At 61.4% G+C, this 14,945-nt stretch carries 15 protein-coding genes; 2 read left to right on the top strand and 13 right to left on the bottom strand.

What is annotated here, in order from left to right; all coding sequences use genetic code 11:
• Positions 1-38: 38 nt before the first annotated feature.
• The 3 genes from ACTJLD_RS25965 to ACTJLD_RS25955 form a co-directional block, all read right to left on the bottom strand.
• Positions 39-524: an NADAR family protein gene (locus tag ACTJLD_RS25965; RefSeq protein ID WP_062911882.1), complete on the bottom strand. Its 486-nt coding sequence runs from the start codon at positions 522-524 to the stop codon at positions 39-41.
• A 170-nt stretch (positions 525-694) separates the two neighbouring features.
• Positions 695-1,969, bottom strand: a complete 1,275-nt coding sequence (locus ACTJLD_RS25960; RefSeq protein ID WP_151062600.1) for a recombination directionality factor — start codon at positions 1,967-1,969, stop codon at positions 695-697.
• Positions 1,966-2,232, bottom strand: coding sequence for a DUF7696 family protein (locus tag ACTJLD_RS25955; RefSeq protein ID WP_062911857.1), 267 nt, complete (start codon positions 2,230-2,232; stop codon positions 1,966-1,968). Before ACTJLD_RS25955 ends, ACTJLD_RS25960 begins: the two co-directional genes overlap by 4 nt.
• 616 nt (positions 2,233-2,848) lie before the next feature.
• Between ACTJLD_RS25955 and ACTJLD_RS25950 the strand changes: the two genes are divergently transcribed.
• Entirely contained in the window at positions 2,849-3,457 is a 609-nt protein-coding gene (locus tag ACTJLD_RS25950; protein WP_151062601.1) for an AcaB family transcriptional regulator, read from the top strand.
• A 950-nt stretch (positions 3,458-4,407) separates the two neighbouring features.
• Positions 4,408-4,815: a bactofilin family protein gene (locus ACTJLD_RS25945; protein WP_151062603.1), complete on the top strand. Its 408-nt coding sequence runs from the start codon at positions 4,408-4,410 to the stop codon at positions 4,813-4,815.
• Between the two features lie 623 nt (positions 4,816-5,438).
• Here ACTJLD_RS25945 and ACTJLD_RS25940 read toward each other — a convergent pair.
• The 10 genes from ACTJLD_RS25940 to ACTJLD_RS25895 all read right to left on the bottom strand — a co-directional run bounded on the left by ACTJLD_RS25940 (position 5,439) and on the right by ACTJLD_RS25895 (position 14,939).
• Positions 5,439-7,160: an ATP-dependent helicase gene (locus ACTJLD_RS25940; protein WP_151062604.1), complete on the bottom strand. Its 1,722-nt coding sequence runs from the start codon at positions 7,158-7,160 to the stop codon at positions 5,439-5,441.
• A 17-nt stretch (positions 7,161-7,177) separates the two neighbouring features.
• Positions 7,178-8,071 carry a hypothetical protein gene (locus ACTJLD_RS25935; protein ID WP_062911853.1) on the bottom strand — a complete coding sequence of 298 codons (894 nt, stop codon included), beginning with the start codon at positions 8,069-8,071 and terminating at the stop codon, positions 7,178-7,180.
• 347 nt (positions 8,072-8,418) lie between these two features.
• Positions 8,419-9,024 carry a DUF4400 domain-containing protein gene (locus tag ACTJLD_RS25930; protein WP_006757252.1) on the bottom strand — a complete coding sequence of 202 codons (606 nt, stop codon included), beginning with the start codon at positions 9,022-9,024 and terminating at the stop codon, positions 8,419-8,421.
• Positions 9,014-9,277 (bottom strand): hypothetical protein, encoded by a 264-nt coding sequence (locus ACTJLD_RS25925; RefSeq protein ID WP_062911852.1) that lies wholly within the window; start codon positions 9,275-9,277, stop codon positions 9,014-9,016. Before ACTJLD_RS25925 ends, ACTJLD_RS25930 begins: the two co-directional genes overlap by 11 nt.
• A complete protein-coding gene (locus tag ACTJLD_RS25920; protein WP_062883856.1) occupies positions 9,231-9,749 on the bottom strand; it encodes a hypothetical protein in 519 nt (172 codons plus the stop codon). The genes ACTJLD_RS25925 and ACTJLD_RS25920 overlap by 47 nt, the downstream gene beginning before the upstream one ends.
• A 10-nt stretch (positions 9,750-9,759) precedes the next feature.
• Positions 9,760-11,628, bottom strand: a complete 1,869-nt coding sequence (traD, locus tag ACTJLD_RS25915; protein WP_151062605.1) for a conjugative transfer system coupling protein TraD — start codon at positions 11,626-11,628, stop codon at positions 9,760-9,762.
• On the bottom strand, positions 11,625-12,965 hold the full coding sequence (locus ACTJLD_RS25910; RefSeq protein ID WP_151062606.1) for a TraI domain-containing protein: 1,341 nt from the start codon (positions 12,963-12,965) through the stop codon (positions 11,625-11,627). The genes traD and ACTJLD_RS25910 overlap by 4 nt, the downstream gene beginning before the upstream one ends.
• On the bottom strand, positions 12,965-13,975 hold the full coding sequence (locus ACTJLD_RS25905) for a type IV secretion system protein (RefSeq protein ID WP_062911850.1): 1,011 nt from the start codon (positions 13,973-13,975) through the stop codon (positions 12,965-12,967). Before ACTJLD_RS25905 ends, ACTJLD_RS25910 begins: the two co-directional genes overlap by 1 nt.
• A complete protein-coding gene (locus ACTJLD_RS25900; protein WP_062911849.1) occupies positions 13,972-14,712 on the bottom strand; it encodes a hypothetical protein in 741 nt (246 codons plus the stop codon). Before ACTJLD_RS25900 ends, ACTJLD_RS25905 begins: the two co-directional genes overlap by 4 nt.
• A gap of 11 nt (positions 14,713-14,723) precedes the next feature.
• Positions 14,724-14,939, bottom strand: a complete 216-nt coding sequence (locus ACTJLD_RS25895) for a hypothetical protein (protein ID WP_062911848.1) — start codon at positions 14,937-14,939, stop codon at positions 14,724-14,726.
• Positions 14,940-14,945 lie beyond the last annotated feature (6 nt).

The following is a 14,945-nucleotide window of genomic DNA, read 5'->3' as shown; positions in this document are numbered from 1 at the left end:
AAGAATTGTCGATCGCCGACGAGCGGCAAAAATGGAAATTACTGCCGGAGCAGGAGCTCACGTACTCGCATTAGGGTGTAGCCAAGAAGGTTGAGCCCAGGCCACTTCGTGGGGTCGGTGATTCGAGGATCGAATTGACCAATCCCAGCTCCCCAGATTTTGTCGGACCGGCTGGCCTCGACAAGAATTGTCGTGCCCGTTCCGCCTAACACACGTCCTTGGTCTGGGTTCTGCCGGAACTTCTCCCTGCAGCCCACAAACACGATCGATTCGCGGCTTCTCAGCCACGTGTCCTCGTCGAAGCCAGACACGTCGCGACCGAGCTCCTTCTGCCTCTTCGGAGATTGGCTCTCCAGAATCTTCGACCCGGTTTCGTGGTCATCGAACAGCATAGCTTTCGCGTACATCATGAACTGCTCGACGCAGTTGAATTCGACGTCGTGATAGGTAAAGCGGCTCGGGTGCCAATTACTCAAAACGTCCTCAGCACCGAAAAACGCCGTGAAATTGCCAATTCGGCGCATGGTTTGCTCCAAGTTGGAAGGTCAAGATATGGCCGCTTGCGCGGACGATTTCGATGCGTGAGCCACGCTGTCGAAAGCACTTGAGCAAATCACTTTGCTGAAGGACTCTCGGATTCGCGACGTGAGGAAGGAGACACCGGCCCCGAAGGGCCGGCGAAAAGGGGTGTCATTTAGCCGTTGTGAAACGATTCGACAGCCGCACCGATTTCGCGTTGAAGCGAAGTCGGATCCTCCAATGCCGTCGTCAGCCGCGCGACCATCTTGTCGACGTCGGCAGGGCGTTCGGCCCAGCCTCGGCCGAATCGAAAGTGACCGTAGACACGAAACGCCTTGCGCTGCTCGTCGTCATCGAAACGGAGCCGCTGCAGCAGGTCCTGCATGCGGTGACGCTTCTCTTCGATCGACTCGGGCGGGCCGTCGCCGGGTTCAACCTGATCAGCGCGCCTGGCGTGGGTTTCGCCCTCTGCCGGGTGAAGCTGAATCACGGTGCTGCCCGTATCTGCCGGCGTCGGCGTTCCAGCGACCTCGATCGCCAACGGCACTTCTTCCGCGCCGTCGAGCAGGGCGCCGATGTCGATATCGGCGTCGAGCACGGTCAGCATCTGCGGTTGACGCACCGCCTCGCCCGCCTCGTTGATCCGCGTGATGTCGAATTCCCGCTTCGAGATCCAGAACCGGGTGCCCGTCAGCTTCCCTCGGGCCAGCTGAACCGTCTTCATCGCCGCGTATGCCTTCTGCAGGACGTAGATCGAGTTCGTTGGGAGTTCAATCAAACCCAGTCCCTTGATATCGGGAATGGCGAAGATGAACTGGGCACCGAGGTTGCATTGGCGGCTCTGGTACTGCGGGCATTGCTCGGGGTTGCAGATGCCATCGGGGATCGCGTCATCCTGACGGAAAATCACGTCGCGACCACCGAAATGGCGAGCCGCCCGTTGCGCCCGCGGATCGCGCTCGACCTTCGCGTACGTCTTGCAGTACCGCAGACCGTCCGGCCCGTACTGCGAGAAGTACTTGCGACCGCTGGCGCCCCACGCCGCCATCTCGTTCGGGATGTTTTGCATCCAGTCGTTGAAGGCGAACAGCACCGGGAAGCGATAGAGCCGGACGCCCTGCCCGCGATCCTCACCGTAGAGCCGGAGAATCTCGTCGGCCACGTCCGGATTGTTGAAGTCCGAGCGGCGGCAGGTGAAGTAGTCGGTATTGCGCGGCGCCAGCGCGTTCCGGAGCCGGCAGCGAGATTCGATAGCCTTTCCGATCGTCTCGAAGGAGTCGCCGGCGGCCACCATCTCGTCGTACAGCGCGACCGCGTCCGGATTCCCCCGGGCAGCCGACGTCAGGACCTTGATGCCGGGCCGGATCTTCCCGATCACGGGCGGGCGCATCGCCCGCTCTTCGACGACGCTCCGCACGGGGCCGCCGACCATACTGACAACTGCATTCATGAAAGTTTCCTCGCGAGTTTGAAGATCGCCTGGGTGCGCAACGCGTCCGCCGATCGCTCGAGCGCGTTGGCAGCCGCCTCTCCGCGGCGGTGGGCGATACTGGACAGAAAAATCCGGCGGTCGGAGTCGGTGAACATCGCGACTTGCGCTACCTCGCAACGCTCCCGCCAGGCGGGTGACGTCGTGTCGGTAGCCGACCTTTCCTCCGCGATCGTTTGGCTGATCACGTCGGCAATCCGGGAATTGAGACGATTGGGAAGCACAGGGACCTCCGGGACAGAAAAACGACGAAATAAAAGCGCGTTCCTCGGCAGAGGAACGCGCTTCGTGGATTCGGATAAATGACCCAAGCACCACGTCCCTTCCGGGGACGTGGTGCTCAGGGAGCCGGTCGGCTCATATAGAGGACGTTAGGTCGTCCTCGCACAGCATGGTCACGCTGCGCTACAGCCCATTTTCGGAAGTGCCATTCCGACGCAGGTTCACGGCTCAGTCGACTACAGTCGTTCTACCCAGACAGAGGCCTGGAGAGAGACACCCGTTGTCCGGGCTCGAACGACGTCGCGGCGCAAATGAATGCGGCCAGCAACGAGTTTTATGACTGAAATGGGGAGCGCGGGCGAGGCGCTCATCAGAAAGGAATTCCACACTGGTTGCCAACCAGTCGGAGCATGCCCATTGGCACGGCTTGTACAAAAGATGGACTTCGGCCAGCGAAGTCAAGGTCGATGCGTCAGGGACGCGAGAAGTAGAGTCAGTATCGCGATTATATCGGCGCGTGATCCCCGGAAAGCTCACGAAAACAGCCACGCTTTTGCCGGTACGCGCCTGGAGCGGCTCGCTCAGAATTGTCAATGAGAGAGACCACCCGAAAAAATCATGTCTGCCGTTCTCGAACCACCGCACGAAGGGCGCGGGCAACCTGACACGCCCACGCAAAACGACACACCCGCCGCCGACCCGGCGGTTCGCCCCGCCACATCGACAGGGTTGAAGCCGATCCAGCGCCTGACGAGCGACAGCCGCATCGACAAGATCGTGCCGGATTCCGATGCGGTCACGATCCTCCACTACAGCTCTGTCTTCGCACGCACGTTCATCCGGAGCGACTACAACTTTTGCGCGGCCAAGATCGCCGTTGCCCGCGGCGGCAAGGTACTGGCGGTCCAGACCGCCCTGCGCGATACCGCCGACTGGATGCGCAAGGCCACTGCATGGGTCGAGCGGCACAACGCGCGCTCGTTAACGTTCCCGTACGAACAGATCGAACTGAAGGTGACTCGGCCGCTCGCGGGCTTGCTGGTCAGGTGCCTGACCCAGTACGACCGCCTGTTCGTCGCGTCGATGGAAGCCCAGCTCGCGGAGAAGATCACGCCGCAGGACCGGGCCAACATTCTCAAGAACGCCGAAGGCCGGATCCTGCACGTGAGAACCGTGTGCATCCCGGACAACGACCGATACGACGCCGACGGCACCGCGCGCGACTGACGCGACCGCGCCAGCAGCACGCCCCCACCGGCTTGACATTGGAATCCGGTGAATAAGCTCGCCTTGAGCCTGCCGCGACTTCAAACGCCGTCGCGGTATGCCGATCATCCACGGAGGAAGTCTTGGACATTCGAGAGATCCAGGCGCTACACGCCCAATACTCGTCGCAACCCGTCGTCATCGACATCAACAGCCACGTGCGGGCGCTCCCCGCTCCTGACCGACAGGAATCGGCGCGCAAGCGCGTCACGGCTCGACTCTCTTCTGCCAGTCGGAAATTCGGCCGGCCGGCCGCCATCGTCCTTGCTGTTGTAGCGGGGGCAGGACTCACGGGAATCAGCGCGGCTAAGCTTTGGCACGCACTCCATCCGCCCCAGGCTATTGCACACGCTGAGCGGACGACGATGCATTATGCGACTACTCCTGCGACGCCTGCAGCCGCCTCGACCTCACCCGGATCCAGACGGCAGCTCACCGGCGCTGACTTCGACGATTCATCTGATCGCGCGCCGACGGCCACGTCACGCGACAACGGACAAGCGCGGCAGATCGGCGAGTCCAGTGAATCGACTGCGCCGGCAAACGCCGCGAAGCCTGCGGCCGCAACCGACCTGGAAAAAGCGGCCGCGTCACCGATCCGAGCCGCGCGCGCAGCTCCGAGCCAAGTCGCCGGCCAGCAACAAGCTACTGCCCTCCAATCTGCGTCGCCACCGCCACCCACGACGTTGTCAACGCCCGTCACAGCACAACCCACGGTCCAGCCAGCAGAACAAGCGAAACGTGCGCTCCACCGAATCCACCGCGCCCCTAGTCGTCAGCGACAGGAGTCCGTCAATACCGAGACACCAGCATCGACGCAGCACAACGAAGCCACGAAGACCGAACACTCCCCGAAACCTTCGACGCCTGGAAAGACCGGCGACGTTCCACTCTTCTGAAAGAGGCACACCATGAAAGCGAAACCGAACAACGTGACGGTCCTCATGCCCGGCCTGGTCGTCGAAGGCAACATGATCCTCGACCACGGCCTGAGCGTATTCGCGCTCGCAAACGGCGACATCATTTCCACCGAAGGGCTGCTGCACGTCGGGGCCGGCGGTATCGTCAAGGGCAAGGTTCAGGGCGAAATCGTCCGGATCGATGGGCTCGTGGAGGGCGATGTCCACGCGCGCGACATGCTCGAAATCAACGGCCGTGTGCTCGGCAATGTGTTCTATTGCGGCACGATCCGGCTCGGCCAGCAAGCAGCACTCAATGGGCAACTCCGTCGCGTGTCTCGAGAACTCGTGATCGAAAACGCGCCCACCGATCGCGAGGCTGGACAAGAGCGTCTCGAATCGCACGGTGCCGCTCAATGACGACGTTCCGCCGACTTCATTGCGCTACTGATTTCGCCGTTGCATGTATTTGGACGATCCCCTTGATCATCTTCACGGGATACATAGTCTGGAGTCTCGTACCCTTCTTCCAAGACGACGCGAGCTCCCAAATCGTCTGGGGCATACGGACCGCCGCGTACTTTTGCGTTCGAGCGTTCACCGGCGTATGGGTCGGACAATGGGACTTTTTCCCGATCAGGTTCGATCAATTCGATCTCACCGAGTGGGCGTTGCTCTACTTCTGGGGAGTGGTTATCGATCTCGTGCTGGCGTCCCTGGTCCTTCAACTAGGGTTAGTGACAACCCTTTACCTCAATCACTGCGCCTTCGTTGTGGCGGTTCGAGTCCTGCGTTCCCAAACCAGAAGGTAACTCAAATGAAACAATTGCATCTCGTCGCATTGCTGCTTCTAGCAGGTGCCGTAGGACTAGGAATTACAGGGCTCGCAATCAGCCGAGGGGAGTTTCAGTTGGCATCACGCTTGCCCGCCAGCTTGTTCTATACCTGGGCTTGCATCGCGTTGGCAGGTGCGCTGATGTGCTTCTTCCTTGAGGCTAACAGAGACGGGTGATTGCTCCTCGCCCGCCCAGTCTCCGGCCGCTTCACGCGGCCGATTTTTGTTCAATCCCAGACTCGATCACAAACCGCGACACCGCGTTCTTCTTGATCGACGAAATGGTGAGGCTGTCGCGAGCCCGCGTCATCGCGACGTAGAAAAGGCGCCGCTCCTCCGATTCCGGGCTTTTTTCATCGGGCACCACGCCCTCCTCCGATCGGCTGATCCAGACGTGGTCGTACTCGAGCCCTTTTGAGCTGTGCATCGTCGTCAAAACCAGGACGCCGTCGCCCGGCTTGTTGTTGTCCCGCTTCAGAAACTCAATGCGCTCAGTAAACGAGCCATTCAGCCGGCCGACCACGTCGTAGATGCACTGGATCGCCCGGATCGCGACGTCGCCCTTGGCATACGTCATCATCCACTCGTACACCCCCTCGAGCGCGAGCGAATGGAACGATCGCTGACAAAGCGCTTGCCACTCGCCCAGCCGCTTCATGAAGGCACGGTATGCGGTCGCGGTCTCCTCGCGCAGCCCAATGCCGACCAGCTCCTGCTTTTGCAGCTGGACGAAGGCCGTGCCCATGCGTTTGTGCAACGCACCGAGGTCGTAGGAACTCATCCCCATGTACCCCAAGACGGCGTCGATACCGTTCTGCTTGTGGCCTTCGACCACCTGCAGCAGATTGCACATCAGCGCGGCCTGCGGCTTGTTGAGCACGGACCCGCCCGACGCCCGGTAGTACGGCACGCCGTGTGATCGACATACGGATTCGATCGGATCGAGGATCCGGTTGGTCCGCGCGAGAATCGCGCAGCTCGCGCCGGCAGCTAGTTTCGGTTGAAGCGCTTCGACAGCGGCCACCGCGTCGCCATACTCGTCGTCGAACCGACGTGCCGCAATCGCGCCGCCGGCGCCCCGCGCGGCATGAAGGATCTTCGGCATCCGATCGACATTGTTCTGGATCACCCGATCGGCAGCCGCAAGGATCTCAGCGCGACAACGATAGTTGCTCCCGAGCACTACGCGTTGCGCCTCGAACGTGCTCGCGAAGCTCTCCATCCCCCGGAAACCCAGAGCGGCGCGGAATCCGTAAATGCTCTGATCGTCGTCACCGACCACCGTGACATGCGTGCCGGCGCGCGCGTGCAGCTCGACCCACCGGAACTGCAGGGGATCGGTATCCTGGAACTCGTCGACGAGCAGGTCGGTGAACCGATAGGGTTTTATGTCACCGCTCTGCATCCGCTCGACGGCGAGGCGCAACATATCCTGGAAGTCGATCTTGCCGTTTCGTTCGAGCGCGTCCTGGTAGGCGGCGTAGAGCGCGGCCTCGGCCGAACCCTCATCGGCTCGCCCGAAGTTCGTCTTGATCCGCTCGATGACCGGAACAGCCTCTTCAACCTTCCAGTCGTACCCGAGCTCGGCCAGCACGCGCCCAAGCATCCCAAGGCGATCCCCTTCCGATGCGATATCCGGCCGGCCGCGGCCGGGCCGTTGCAGTTGCTTGTACGCGAGCGAGTGGAAAGTGCCGGCGATCAGTCGGCGTTTCGCATCCTGCGGCGCCAGCGCGAGAATGCGCTCGCGCAGCTCGACCGCAGCATCCTTACTGAAGGTAACGGCGCCCACGACCGCTGTCGGATCCTGCAGCAAGAACGCGGCCTTCGTCGCGCTCATCTTGGTCTTGCCCGCGCCGGGGCACGCGATAGCGAGGCAGTGGCGGCGCAGAAGTGCCACCTCGCGCTGTTGGGGATTCAACTCGTCGAGCATGGCACCGGTCTTCCCGATCAATTACCGCGAACGGTGTTCATCAGCTTCAGGTGGGTCGTGTAGCCGCGCAGGCCGATCGGGTGGAACTTACGCAGGAAGCGCACAGTCTCGTCGTCAACGTCGGACTGGTCACGAATACCGTTCCAGACGAGGAAATCGAAGTGATCCATCACCTGGTCGAACTTCAGGATCACGGAAAGCAGGCGCATCGAGAACCGCGAGTACGCCTCGACTTCGATATCGAGCGACGGCTTCGTTACGGTCGGCGCGAATACCGTCTCGCCGCGACCTCGCATTTCGGTTTCGGTCTTCTCGCGGAAGCCCTGCGCGACCTCGAGCTGTTCGTTCACGTAGGCTTCGAGCTGGTCGAGTTGCTTCTCGAACCACGTGCTCACGACTCCTTGCTCATTCGCGCCATAAGTCGCGCGACCGAAGCGCTGCATGTTGATCGTCATCCGATTCAGGTACGGCCACCACTGCTCGAACAACGGCCGAAGACGCGTGTGTTTCATCGTGACCCGCGCGGTCACGACCGCGGCGCCCGACAATTGCTTGTTCATCAGTTCGCGACCGATCTCGCGGCGGCGCTGGATGATTCGCGCGCGCTCTGCGGGCGACAGGTCGCGGAACAGCGTGCGAGTGCGCGCCACCTCCTCGAGCTTGAGCTTCGCCTCATCGCTGCTGATCAGCCCTTCACGCTGCAACACGTTGGCCGAATTCTCCATCTCGTCGAGTTCGCGCTCGACTTCACCATCGTCCGCGCCGTCGGTCGTCTGCCGGGAGTCGCCCACAACCAGGCTATCCTCGGTTGCTGATGCACCGTCGCCCGCCGGCGGGAGAACGGCTACGTGGTCAGGTGCCACGTCCGCAGTATCGGTACCGACGTGCGCTTCTTCGTTGATCGTGCTCATATGGATCCTATATGGTTGACTAACCGCACGTGCGGCTTGCGTCTATTCTTGCGGGCCTATGCTGCGACAGACGTCCAAAACCTGAACGATTTCGCGCGGCTTTCGGGAGCGCCACGGCACGCTGGACGAAAAAAAGCCCCCTCCGGGGGAGAGGGGGCAAGGCTGAAAGCTCTACGGGGAGTCGAGCCTTCTGAGGACCGTAGACCATGACTTATTGTGGCGCGGCCGGGCGGTCCCGTTCGGGGCAAATCGTCAGGTATTTCGACAGCCTTTCCCCGGTACCTGGCGCGCAACCGGTTGCGGGCCTTTCGGCACAAAGCTGTACGAAAATCTGGAGCTTTCCTGGGCTACTGGTATGAAGACGCCGCTTTCCAGAGCAACGCGCCGAGGCATCCGGCAATCGCCAGCCAGTACGGTGCCAGAAGCGGCACAGGCGCGATCAACACCGTGAACGTGACACCGAACACCAGCAAGATTCCGTGCCCGGCGAGATGGAACGACAGCGGACTGACGTAGCCGGCCGCAGCGGCCCTCACCTTGCGTCGAACCGTCCCGTCGATGAACATCGCGATGCCGAACACGAGCGCGCCGAGCAGCCAGTACTTCATCACGGTGAGCCGATAGACCATCCGGTACACCAGTCGCCAGAAATTGTGGACCCACCGACTGGCGAAGTTCGCCACCCCGCCGTCCTCGATCTGCGAATCGTTCGTCGACTCCATGGAGGCCTGCACCAACCCCGTCTCGACGAAGTAGCGCTTGAACGCGCGATTCGTCGCGTCGATTGCATCAGCGGTTCGCGCCTCTCCGAGGCTGGCCGCAACCGATTCGGCCTCGGCATCCGGGATCGCGAAAAGCGTCGGGTCAGGAAGCGCCGGCATGAGTGCAACCGAAAGCAGCGGCACAAAGAAGAACCACATCTTGATGTGGCCGACAAAACGGCTACCAGCCATACACTTCTCCCAAGAGGCCGCCGAGGAGATAGATCGGCAGGACGATCAGGCCCGCCAGGCCGACATAGAATCGCGCCGGCCGGCGATCGATGAACATCGCCAGCGCATACGCCATCGCGTTCCGTCCTTGCTGGAACTCCTTCGGCGGCCGCGCCGCCGGGTCGTCCTGCGCCGCTGCAGTCGTGATCGCGCGATGCACGGTATGGTCATCGACCCGCGTCAGTGTCCGAATCAGAATATGCGTGAGCGACATCGTATTCCTCGAAGTACAGTCGGAAGGTTTCACCCGTCAGCGCGCGTGCCGCAAGCTGGAACGCCGCCGATCGTTGGCTGATGTTCTCCGGGCAGCGCTCGTCGATCATTTCTGGTACATGCTTGTGGCGCGACTCGAACACGGTCACCGGCTCGAACATAGGCGACCAGACGTGGCAGCGCTCGCCGTCGCGCACGACAAAGCGCCGCGCGTACAGCATATGGGCGGACCCGAACAGGCCTTGCATGAACGCGACGTGGGGGTCGCCGGTCTTGCGCACGCGCTTGAACGCAGCAAGGCCGTCCACGAACATCTCCTTGACGAGCGGCTCCGCCTTCCCGATGAAGTGCTCACCGACGAACTCTGCGACACGCGTGCACACAAGCTCGAGCTCGGGCGCAAGGATGAACACCGGGGTCAGGTGGGCCGAAAGTTTGTGCTCGCGAATGATTTTTTTGAATACGGCAGACATGCTTGGTTGTTTAGCCTGTAAGAATTGGAATACGTCCTTGGTACACCGCGCCGCCTGAGATCCGCATGAAATACTGCAGGTTCGGCAGGCTCTGGATCAGGCGAGTCGGGATCAACGGCACTGCTTCCAACTGATGCGACCGCGTCACCGACCCGGTGAACTCGCCGACATGGCCCTCGCTTGCCTTGCTCGTGCTGCTGGAGACGATAAGGTTGCGGATCGCGGTATCCCCCACCTTTTTCGAGAACCACTCAGCCGTGTCGGTATCTTCCAAGCGTAAGATGATCTGATTGTTCAGGTTCCCCAAAACCTGCAGCATTTTTGCGGCATTCCCCAACTTCGCCTCGAGGTCGGCGCGCGTCTGGAACGCCACGAACGCCTTGAAGCCGGCGCCACGGCCCTTGTTCAGGATCTGGATCACCTGCTCGTTTATCGCCTCGGCGATCTCGTCGATGATCAGCACCACCTCAGGCGGCTTGTCGTAGAAGTTGTAGATTGAGCCGCACACGGCTGACACGTCCGCCAGGATCATCGACGCGATCGCCTTCGCGACGATGCTGTTGGACAGCGAGTCGAGGCCGATATGGAGCACCGCCTTCTGACGAATGACCTTCTCGATCGTCCAGATCTCACGTTCGTCCTCGAAGTCATCTACCTTCGGCGCGAGCATCAGGCCCGTTTCGCCTGTTGCAAGCATCTGCAGCAGCGGGAGTGCCGACGCGATGATCCGCATGTAGTGCTCGCGGTCATGCACGTGCGTCGCGATCAGGCCGTCGATCGCCTCGTGGCCACGATCGTTCGCGCCAAAGCGGGCCTGATACAGCGAGATCATCGCGTCGACACGCGTGGAACCTGGCTTGTTCGCGATCTTGACGGTGTCCGCCGTAACCAGCTCCTCCCAATCGGCCAGCCCGCTTTCGATAAAGAATCGCTTGAGCGCCTTCTCCAGCAGCGGATCGATGCCAAGTTGCGCGTATTTGAGGATGGATCGCAGGTTCGGCTTGTCGCCGATGTACAGTTCGCCATTCACCGAGCGGCTGATGAACAGGTAGGCGAAGTCGCGGAACGGTCCCTCCTCCATCAGCTGCGCAATGCGGCTCGGAATCTCCGAAGGCTGCGACCAGCTGTCGAGCGGCTCGAGACGAATCGACTCGGACGGCTTGGCCTGGTTGAAGTAGAGGAACTTCCGGCCGTTGCGGTGCGCCTCTCGCTTCGCACGCTCCTTCCATTCTTCGTCGTTCTTCGGATCGATGTCGATCAATACGTCACCGCATTGAATGACCTGTGTCGTAATAACTTCGTACGTGCGCGTCTTCCCTGAACCGGTCGTGCCACCCACAGCCGTATGACCGCCCATCGCCTTATAGTGGAACGGTACGTAGCCCTTGTTCGCCTCGAGACCGTGAATCCATGACGCGCCTTGCGGCGTTCGATCCCGAATACTGTCCTTCGGCGCAAAAAGCTTCTCGATCATCTCCTCGAAGGCACGGCCCGCCTTGGTCTTCGGTAACCACTTCGGCAGACCCGGGATCTCGGTGGTCGGCATCCGCAGGATGTCATGGGCCATCTGGCAATGCTTCTGCGTCCACTCGAAGCCGGTGCCGAGATACATTGCATTGGCCTGGACCCGCATGCGCTCTTGAATGACCAGCAACGCGGGCACCGCAAGGGTCGTCAGCCATTTTGTCGACAGCCCCATCCGGAACTTCAGCGCGCGCCAGACCTGACCCGAGCGGAACGTCCACAATGCCAGCGCCACGAGCGCAAACGCCCAGCCGTAAGGCATGCCCGAAAACGGAAGAAAGAGCAGCGCTACCAGCCACCCAAACGCAGCCCTGACCTCGTAGATCGGCCGAAAGTGATTGATATAGCCTCTCACGCTCCACGCTCCTGAATCAGCTCACCGATACGCGGCGCCAACGTGACTTCCACTGGCTCGTTGGCGAGCAGCAGGCTCCGGCGCCGCATGTGCTCGATCAGGGTATCGCTCGCGACGCCGTAGCTGCCGATGGTCCGCTTCGACAGGACGAGCCCCTGGTCGGTCCAGCGCACCTTCGCCTTCGCCGTCGCGACGTCCTGCTGCAGCGCCGAAAAGAAATCCACGATCATGCGTGGTGCACCCTTCAGCACCTCATCGAACTGATTGCCGTTTGGCGCGGCGACGGCTGGCTCGCGCCGAATCTCAACCGGATTGACGGCCCCGGCCGGTGGCGGAAGCTCAAGCGCCATCTGCCGCGTGTCCGGGCCTTTCGGCGCCACGTGCTCAGCCGGCGCCGCTGGCGTCGCGGCCGTCGTCGTACCTTCCGGGGCAGCAGCCGGCCGCGAACCTGGACCGGACTGCTCGCCGCCGCCGGCTGCGACGGACGCCGGCGCAAGGACATCTGTCGCAGGCTGCGCCGGCGCAGGTGCAGGTGCAGCCGTGGGCGTCGGCGTGGCCGCCGTCGGCGACACTTCGACCTTCGGCTCCAGTTCCGCCGCGACATGGATAGCAGAGGGAACGGCGAACGTCACCGGCTCGAAAACCGCCCGCTGCGCTTTCCGATCGAAGTCCGCAGCCGTCGCAACCGCCTGCCGCACGACCTTGTGGGTCAGCGACTCGACTCCCATCGGGCTCTGCGTCGGGTTGATGGCCCCAAATATCTCGGCCTGCACTTCGGAATCGAGCCCGCCGAGCAGTTCGGTGCCGACCAGCGCATGCGCCAGCATGCCGGTTCGCATCCGTTCGACCGGAAGCGGCGTAGCGCGACGCGTCACTCGATAGCTCGCGTCGGCGAGCCACGGCCCGAGTGCACCATGGACGGACGGGTTCCAGACCTGCCGGTCCGTTGCGCGCTCTACGTCGAAATGACGATACGGTTCGTCCAGGCCGGAGCAGATCGCCGCGAGAAACACGCCGTAGTTGTATTGCGGCTCAATCCTTCGACGGCGCTCGGACGACAGGTTCGTGCCAAACTTCAACCCACCCGACAGCCGCATTGCGTAGAACGCCGTTTCGACTGTCCATCGGAAAGCGCCGGCCGGCTCCCGGTACAACTCCGGGCTGAACGGTACAGACGAAAACCAGCCTGCACACCGCCGGATCAGTACCATCCATTTCCGGTCGAACTCCTCGCGCGACGATTCATTCGCACATTGAGCAATCAGGTCGATACGGCGTTCGTTACGGATCACGAGCTCTGGTGTGTCTGCCGGTACAAAAAGGCGTGCGTCGATCATCAAAGCATGCCCTTCGTCGCAAGCTTCGTCAGGCTCTTGAACGCCCCGCCGCTTGCGTTGGCGCCGCCACCGAACATCGATGCGAACTTCGGAATTTCGAAAGCGAGGATCAACACAAAGATCGAAAGGTCAAGCGTCAACGAGCCCGCGTAGGGTGTCGTCAGCCCCTTCGAGATCGTGTTCCCGAATGACGTCGCAAGCGTGGCGGTCATCAATCGTTGAAGAATCGCGGCAACGACCATGTACATGCCCGCGCCGATCGTAAAATCGAGCCAACTCTTGAACCATCCTCGCGTGAACTCCGACATGCCAAGAGCAAATGCGATCTTTCCGACCACGATCGCGACGGCCATCTGAATGGTTCCGAGTGACACGTAAAAGAGAAAAACCAACGCTGCAACCTCAAGGAAGACCCATGCGAACAGCAGCGGTAGAAGGTTGATCAACAGTGCGATGTACGTCCACCAGTGCTCTGCCTTCAGTGCTTCGTTGACCGCATCGAATATCGCCCCCGCCGACTTCACCATCGCCAAAGGCAGAGATTGTGCGTCGGTCCCTGACACCGCAATCGCCATGTCGTTAAACCATTTATAGAATCCGGGCGCCCACGTACCGTAGGCGAGATAGACGGACGCGAAGATCCCGAGAATGGCAAGGTCTTCGAACACGCTGCCCCAGGCCGCGACCGGGTCCTTCGTTGCTGCGAATCGGATAAACGCCACGATAATGGTGATGACCGCAAGGCCTCCCGCCATCTTGTCCGAATCTTTGTCGAGCGACTTGCTAACCGTTACGGCGAGATCGATCAGATCCTTCATGATCTTCGTGATCTCTTCGATGGCGGCCGTCGCGCCCTTCGCCACCTCGCCCACCACGTAGCTCGAACTCCATCCAGTTGTTCCCAACTGGGTCAACGTATCCTGCAACGATGCCCGGGCTACCGCGGGCAGCACGAGCGCGACGAGTAGCACGCCACTCAGCAGCCACTGACGGATCATGCTGCGCTTCATTGCGAGGTAATCCCGTAGGCGGCCCGTTCAGCCTGTTGCTTGGAAATGAACTTCTCCGCGTCCGCAGCCTTTTCCTTATCGTCTTCCGCCTGCTGCGCGTCCTTCTGCGCATCCTTCTGGGCTTTCGCCGCGTTGAGCTGGAGTATGTCCGCGTTCTGGCTCGTCACGATGTCGAGGTAGTGCGTCGTGATCTCGGCCGTCGCCTGCTGCGTCGGCGACATCGACAGCTGGGATTGCAACTCCTGTCGCCGTTGCGCCATCTCGGTTGTGTGCTGCATGATGTTCGAGCCCATCTGAAACAGGTTCCGCGCGACCTTGTCGTTCTGCTGGAACAACGTGTTCATATCGGAGAACCACTGTGCGTTCGACTTGCCGGAACGGCTGATCAACCCCTGCACCTGCGTGACCCATTCACCACCCTTCTGCAGGTCCCCGTACAGCCCCTGAAGCGTTCCCACCAGCCCCTTGACCTTGTTGATGTCGCCCGTGATCTGGTCGTACGCGGCTTTCCACGCCGCGGGGTTCAGGTTCTGCGCCTGCAGCAGATCGTTCACCATCATCTGGTACTGGTAGAGTATGTTGGTGTTCTGGTAGATCTCGCCCTTGACGGCCTTGGCCGCCGATATCACGTTCTGCACGTAGTTGATCGGGTCGAACACTTCGAGCGCCGACGCGTGCTGGGCGACGAAGAGGGAGGCCGCGAACGCCGCGGCGCGAAGTGACGGCAAGAGTTTCATCGTGGGGCCTTTCAGTCGAGGAATCGAAATGCCGCCGTACGAGCGGCGCACGGCGTCGTAGGTACGTCGTGCGGCTGTTCCTGAAGCGACCGAAGCGGGCCGCCCGGCGGCGCAATCAGAAGGACGCGAACGGGCGTCCCGATGGCGATCTGGTCAATTTCGTCTGCGGTGAGCGCGAAGAGGTCGCGGTACAGAGACTGCAGGTTGGGAGTCGGATTGAGCTTCATTGGGTC

The organism is Burkholderia sp. 22088 (genome assembly GCF_052045915.1).
Classification (GTDB): Bacteria; Pseudomonadota; Gammaproteobacteria; order Burkholderiales; family Burkholderiaceae; genus Burkholderia; species Burkholderia cepacia.
Note: the sequence above shows the minus strand (reverse complement) of the source record. Positions and strands in the feature narration are given on the sequence as shown.

Coding starts and splice junctions, on each gene's coding strand:
- ACTJLD_RS25965 (WP_062911882.1), bottom strand. CDS start 524: ATGCGCCGAATTGGCAATTTCACGGCGTTTTTCGGTGCTGAGGACGTT.
- ACTJLD_RS25895 (WP_062911848.1), bottom strand. CDS start 14,939: ATGAAGCTCAATCCGACTCCCAACCTGCAGTCTCTGTACCGCGACCTC.
- ACTJLD_RS25935 (WP_062911853.1), bottom strand. CDS start 8,071: ATGAGCACGATCAACGAAGAAGCGCACGTCGGTACCGATACTGCGGAC.
- ACTJLD_RS25905 (WP_062911850.1), bottom strand. CDS start 13,975: ATGAAGCGCAGCATGATCCGTCAGTGGCTGCTGAGTGGCGTGCTACTC.
- ACTJLD_RS25940 (WP_151062604.1), bottom strand. CDS start 7,160: ATGCTCGACGAGTTGAATCCCCAACAGCGCGAGGTGGCACTTCTGCGC.
- ACTJLD_RS25900 (WP_062911849.1), bottom strand. CDS start 14,712: ATGAAACTCTTGCCGTCACTTCGCGCCGCGGCGTTCGCGGCCTCCCTC.
- ACTJLD_RS25910 (WP_151062606.1), bottom strand. CDS start 12,965: ATGATCGACGCACGCCTTTTTGTACCGGCAGACACACCAGAGCTCGTG.
- ACTJLD_RS25920 (WP_062883856.1), bottom strand. CDS start 9,749: ATGTCTGCCGTATTCAAAAAAATCATTCGCGAGCACAAACTTTCGGCC.
- ACTJLD_RS25960 (WP_151062600.1), bottom strand. CDS start 1,969: ATGAATGCAGTTGTCAGTATGGTCGGCGGCCCCGTGCGGAGCGTCGTC.
- ACTJLD_RS25945 (WP_151062603.1), top strand. CDS start 4,408: ATGAAAGCGAAACCGAACAACGTGACGGTCCTCATGCCCGGCCTGGTC.
- ACTJLD_RS25930 (WP_006757252.1), bottom strand. CDS start 9,024: ATGGCTGGTAGCCGTTTTGTCGGCCACATCAAGATGTGGTTCTTCTTT.
- ACTJLD_RS25950 (WP_151062601.1), top strand. CDS start 2,849: ATGTCTGCCGTTCTCGAACCACCGCACGAAGGGCGCGGGCAACCTGAC.
- ACTJLD_RS25925 (WP_062911852.1), bottom strand. CDS start 9,277: ATGTCGCTCACGCATATTCTGATTCGGACACTGACGCGGGTCGATGAC.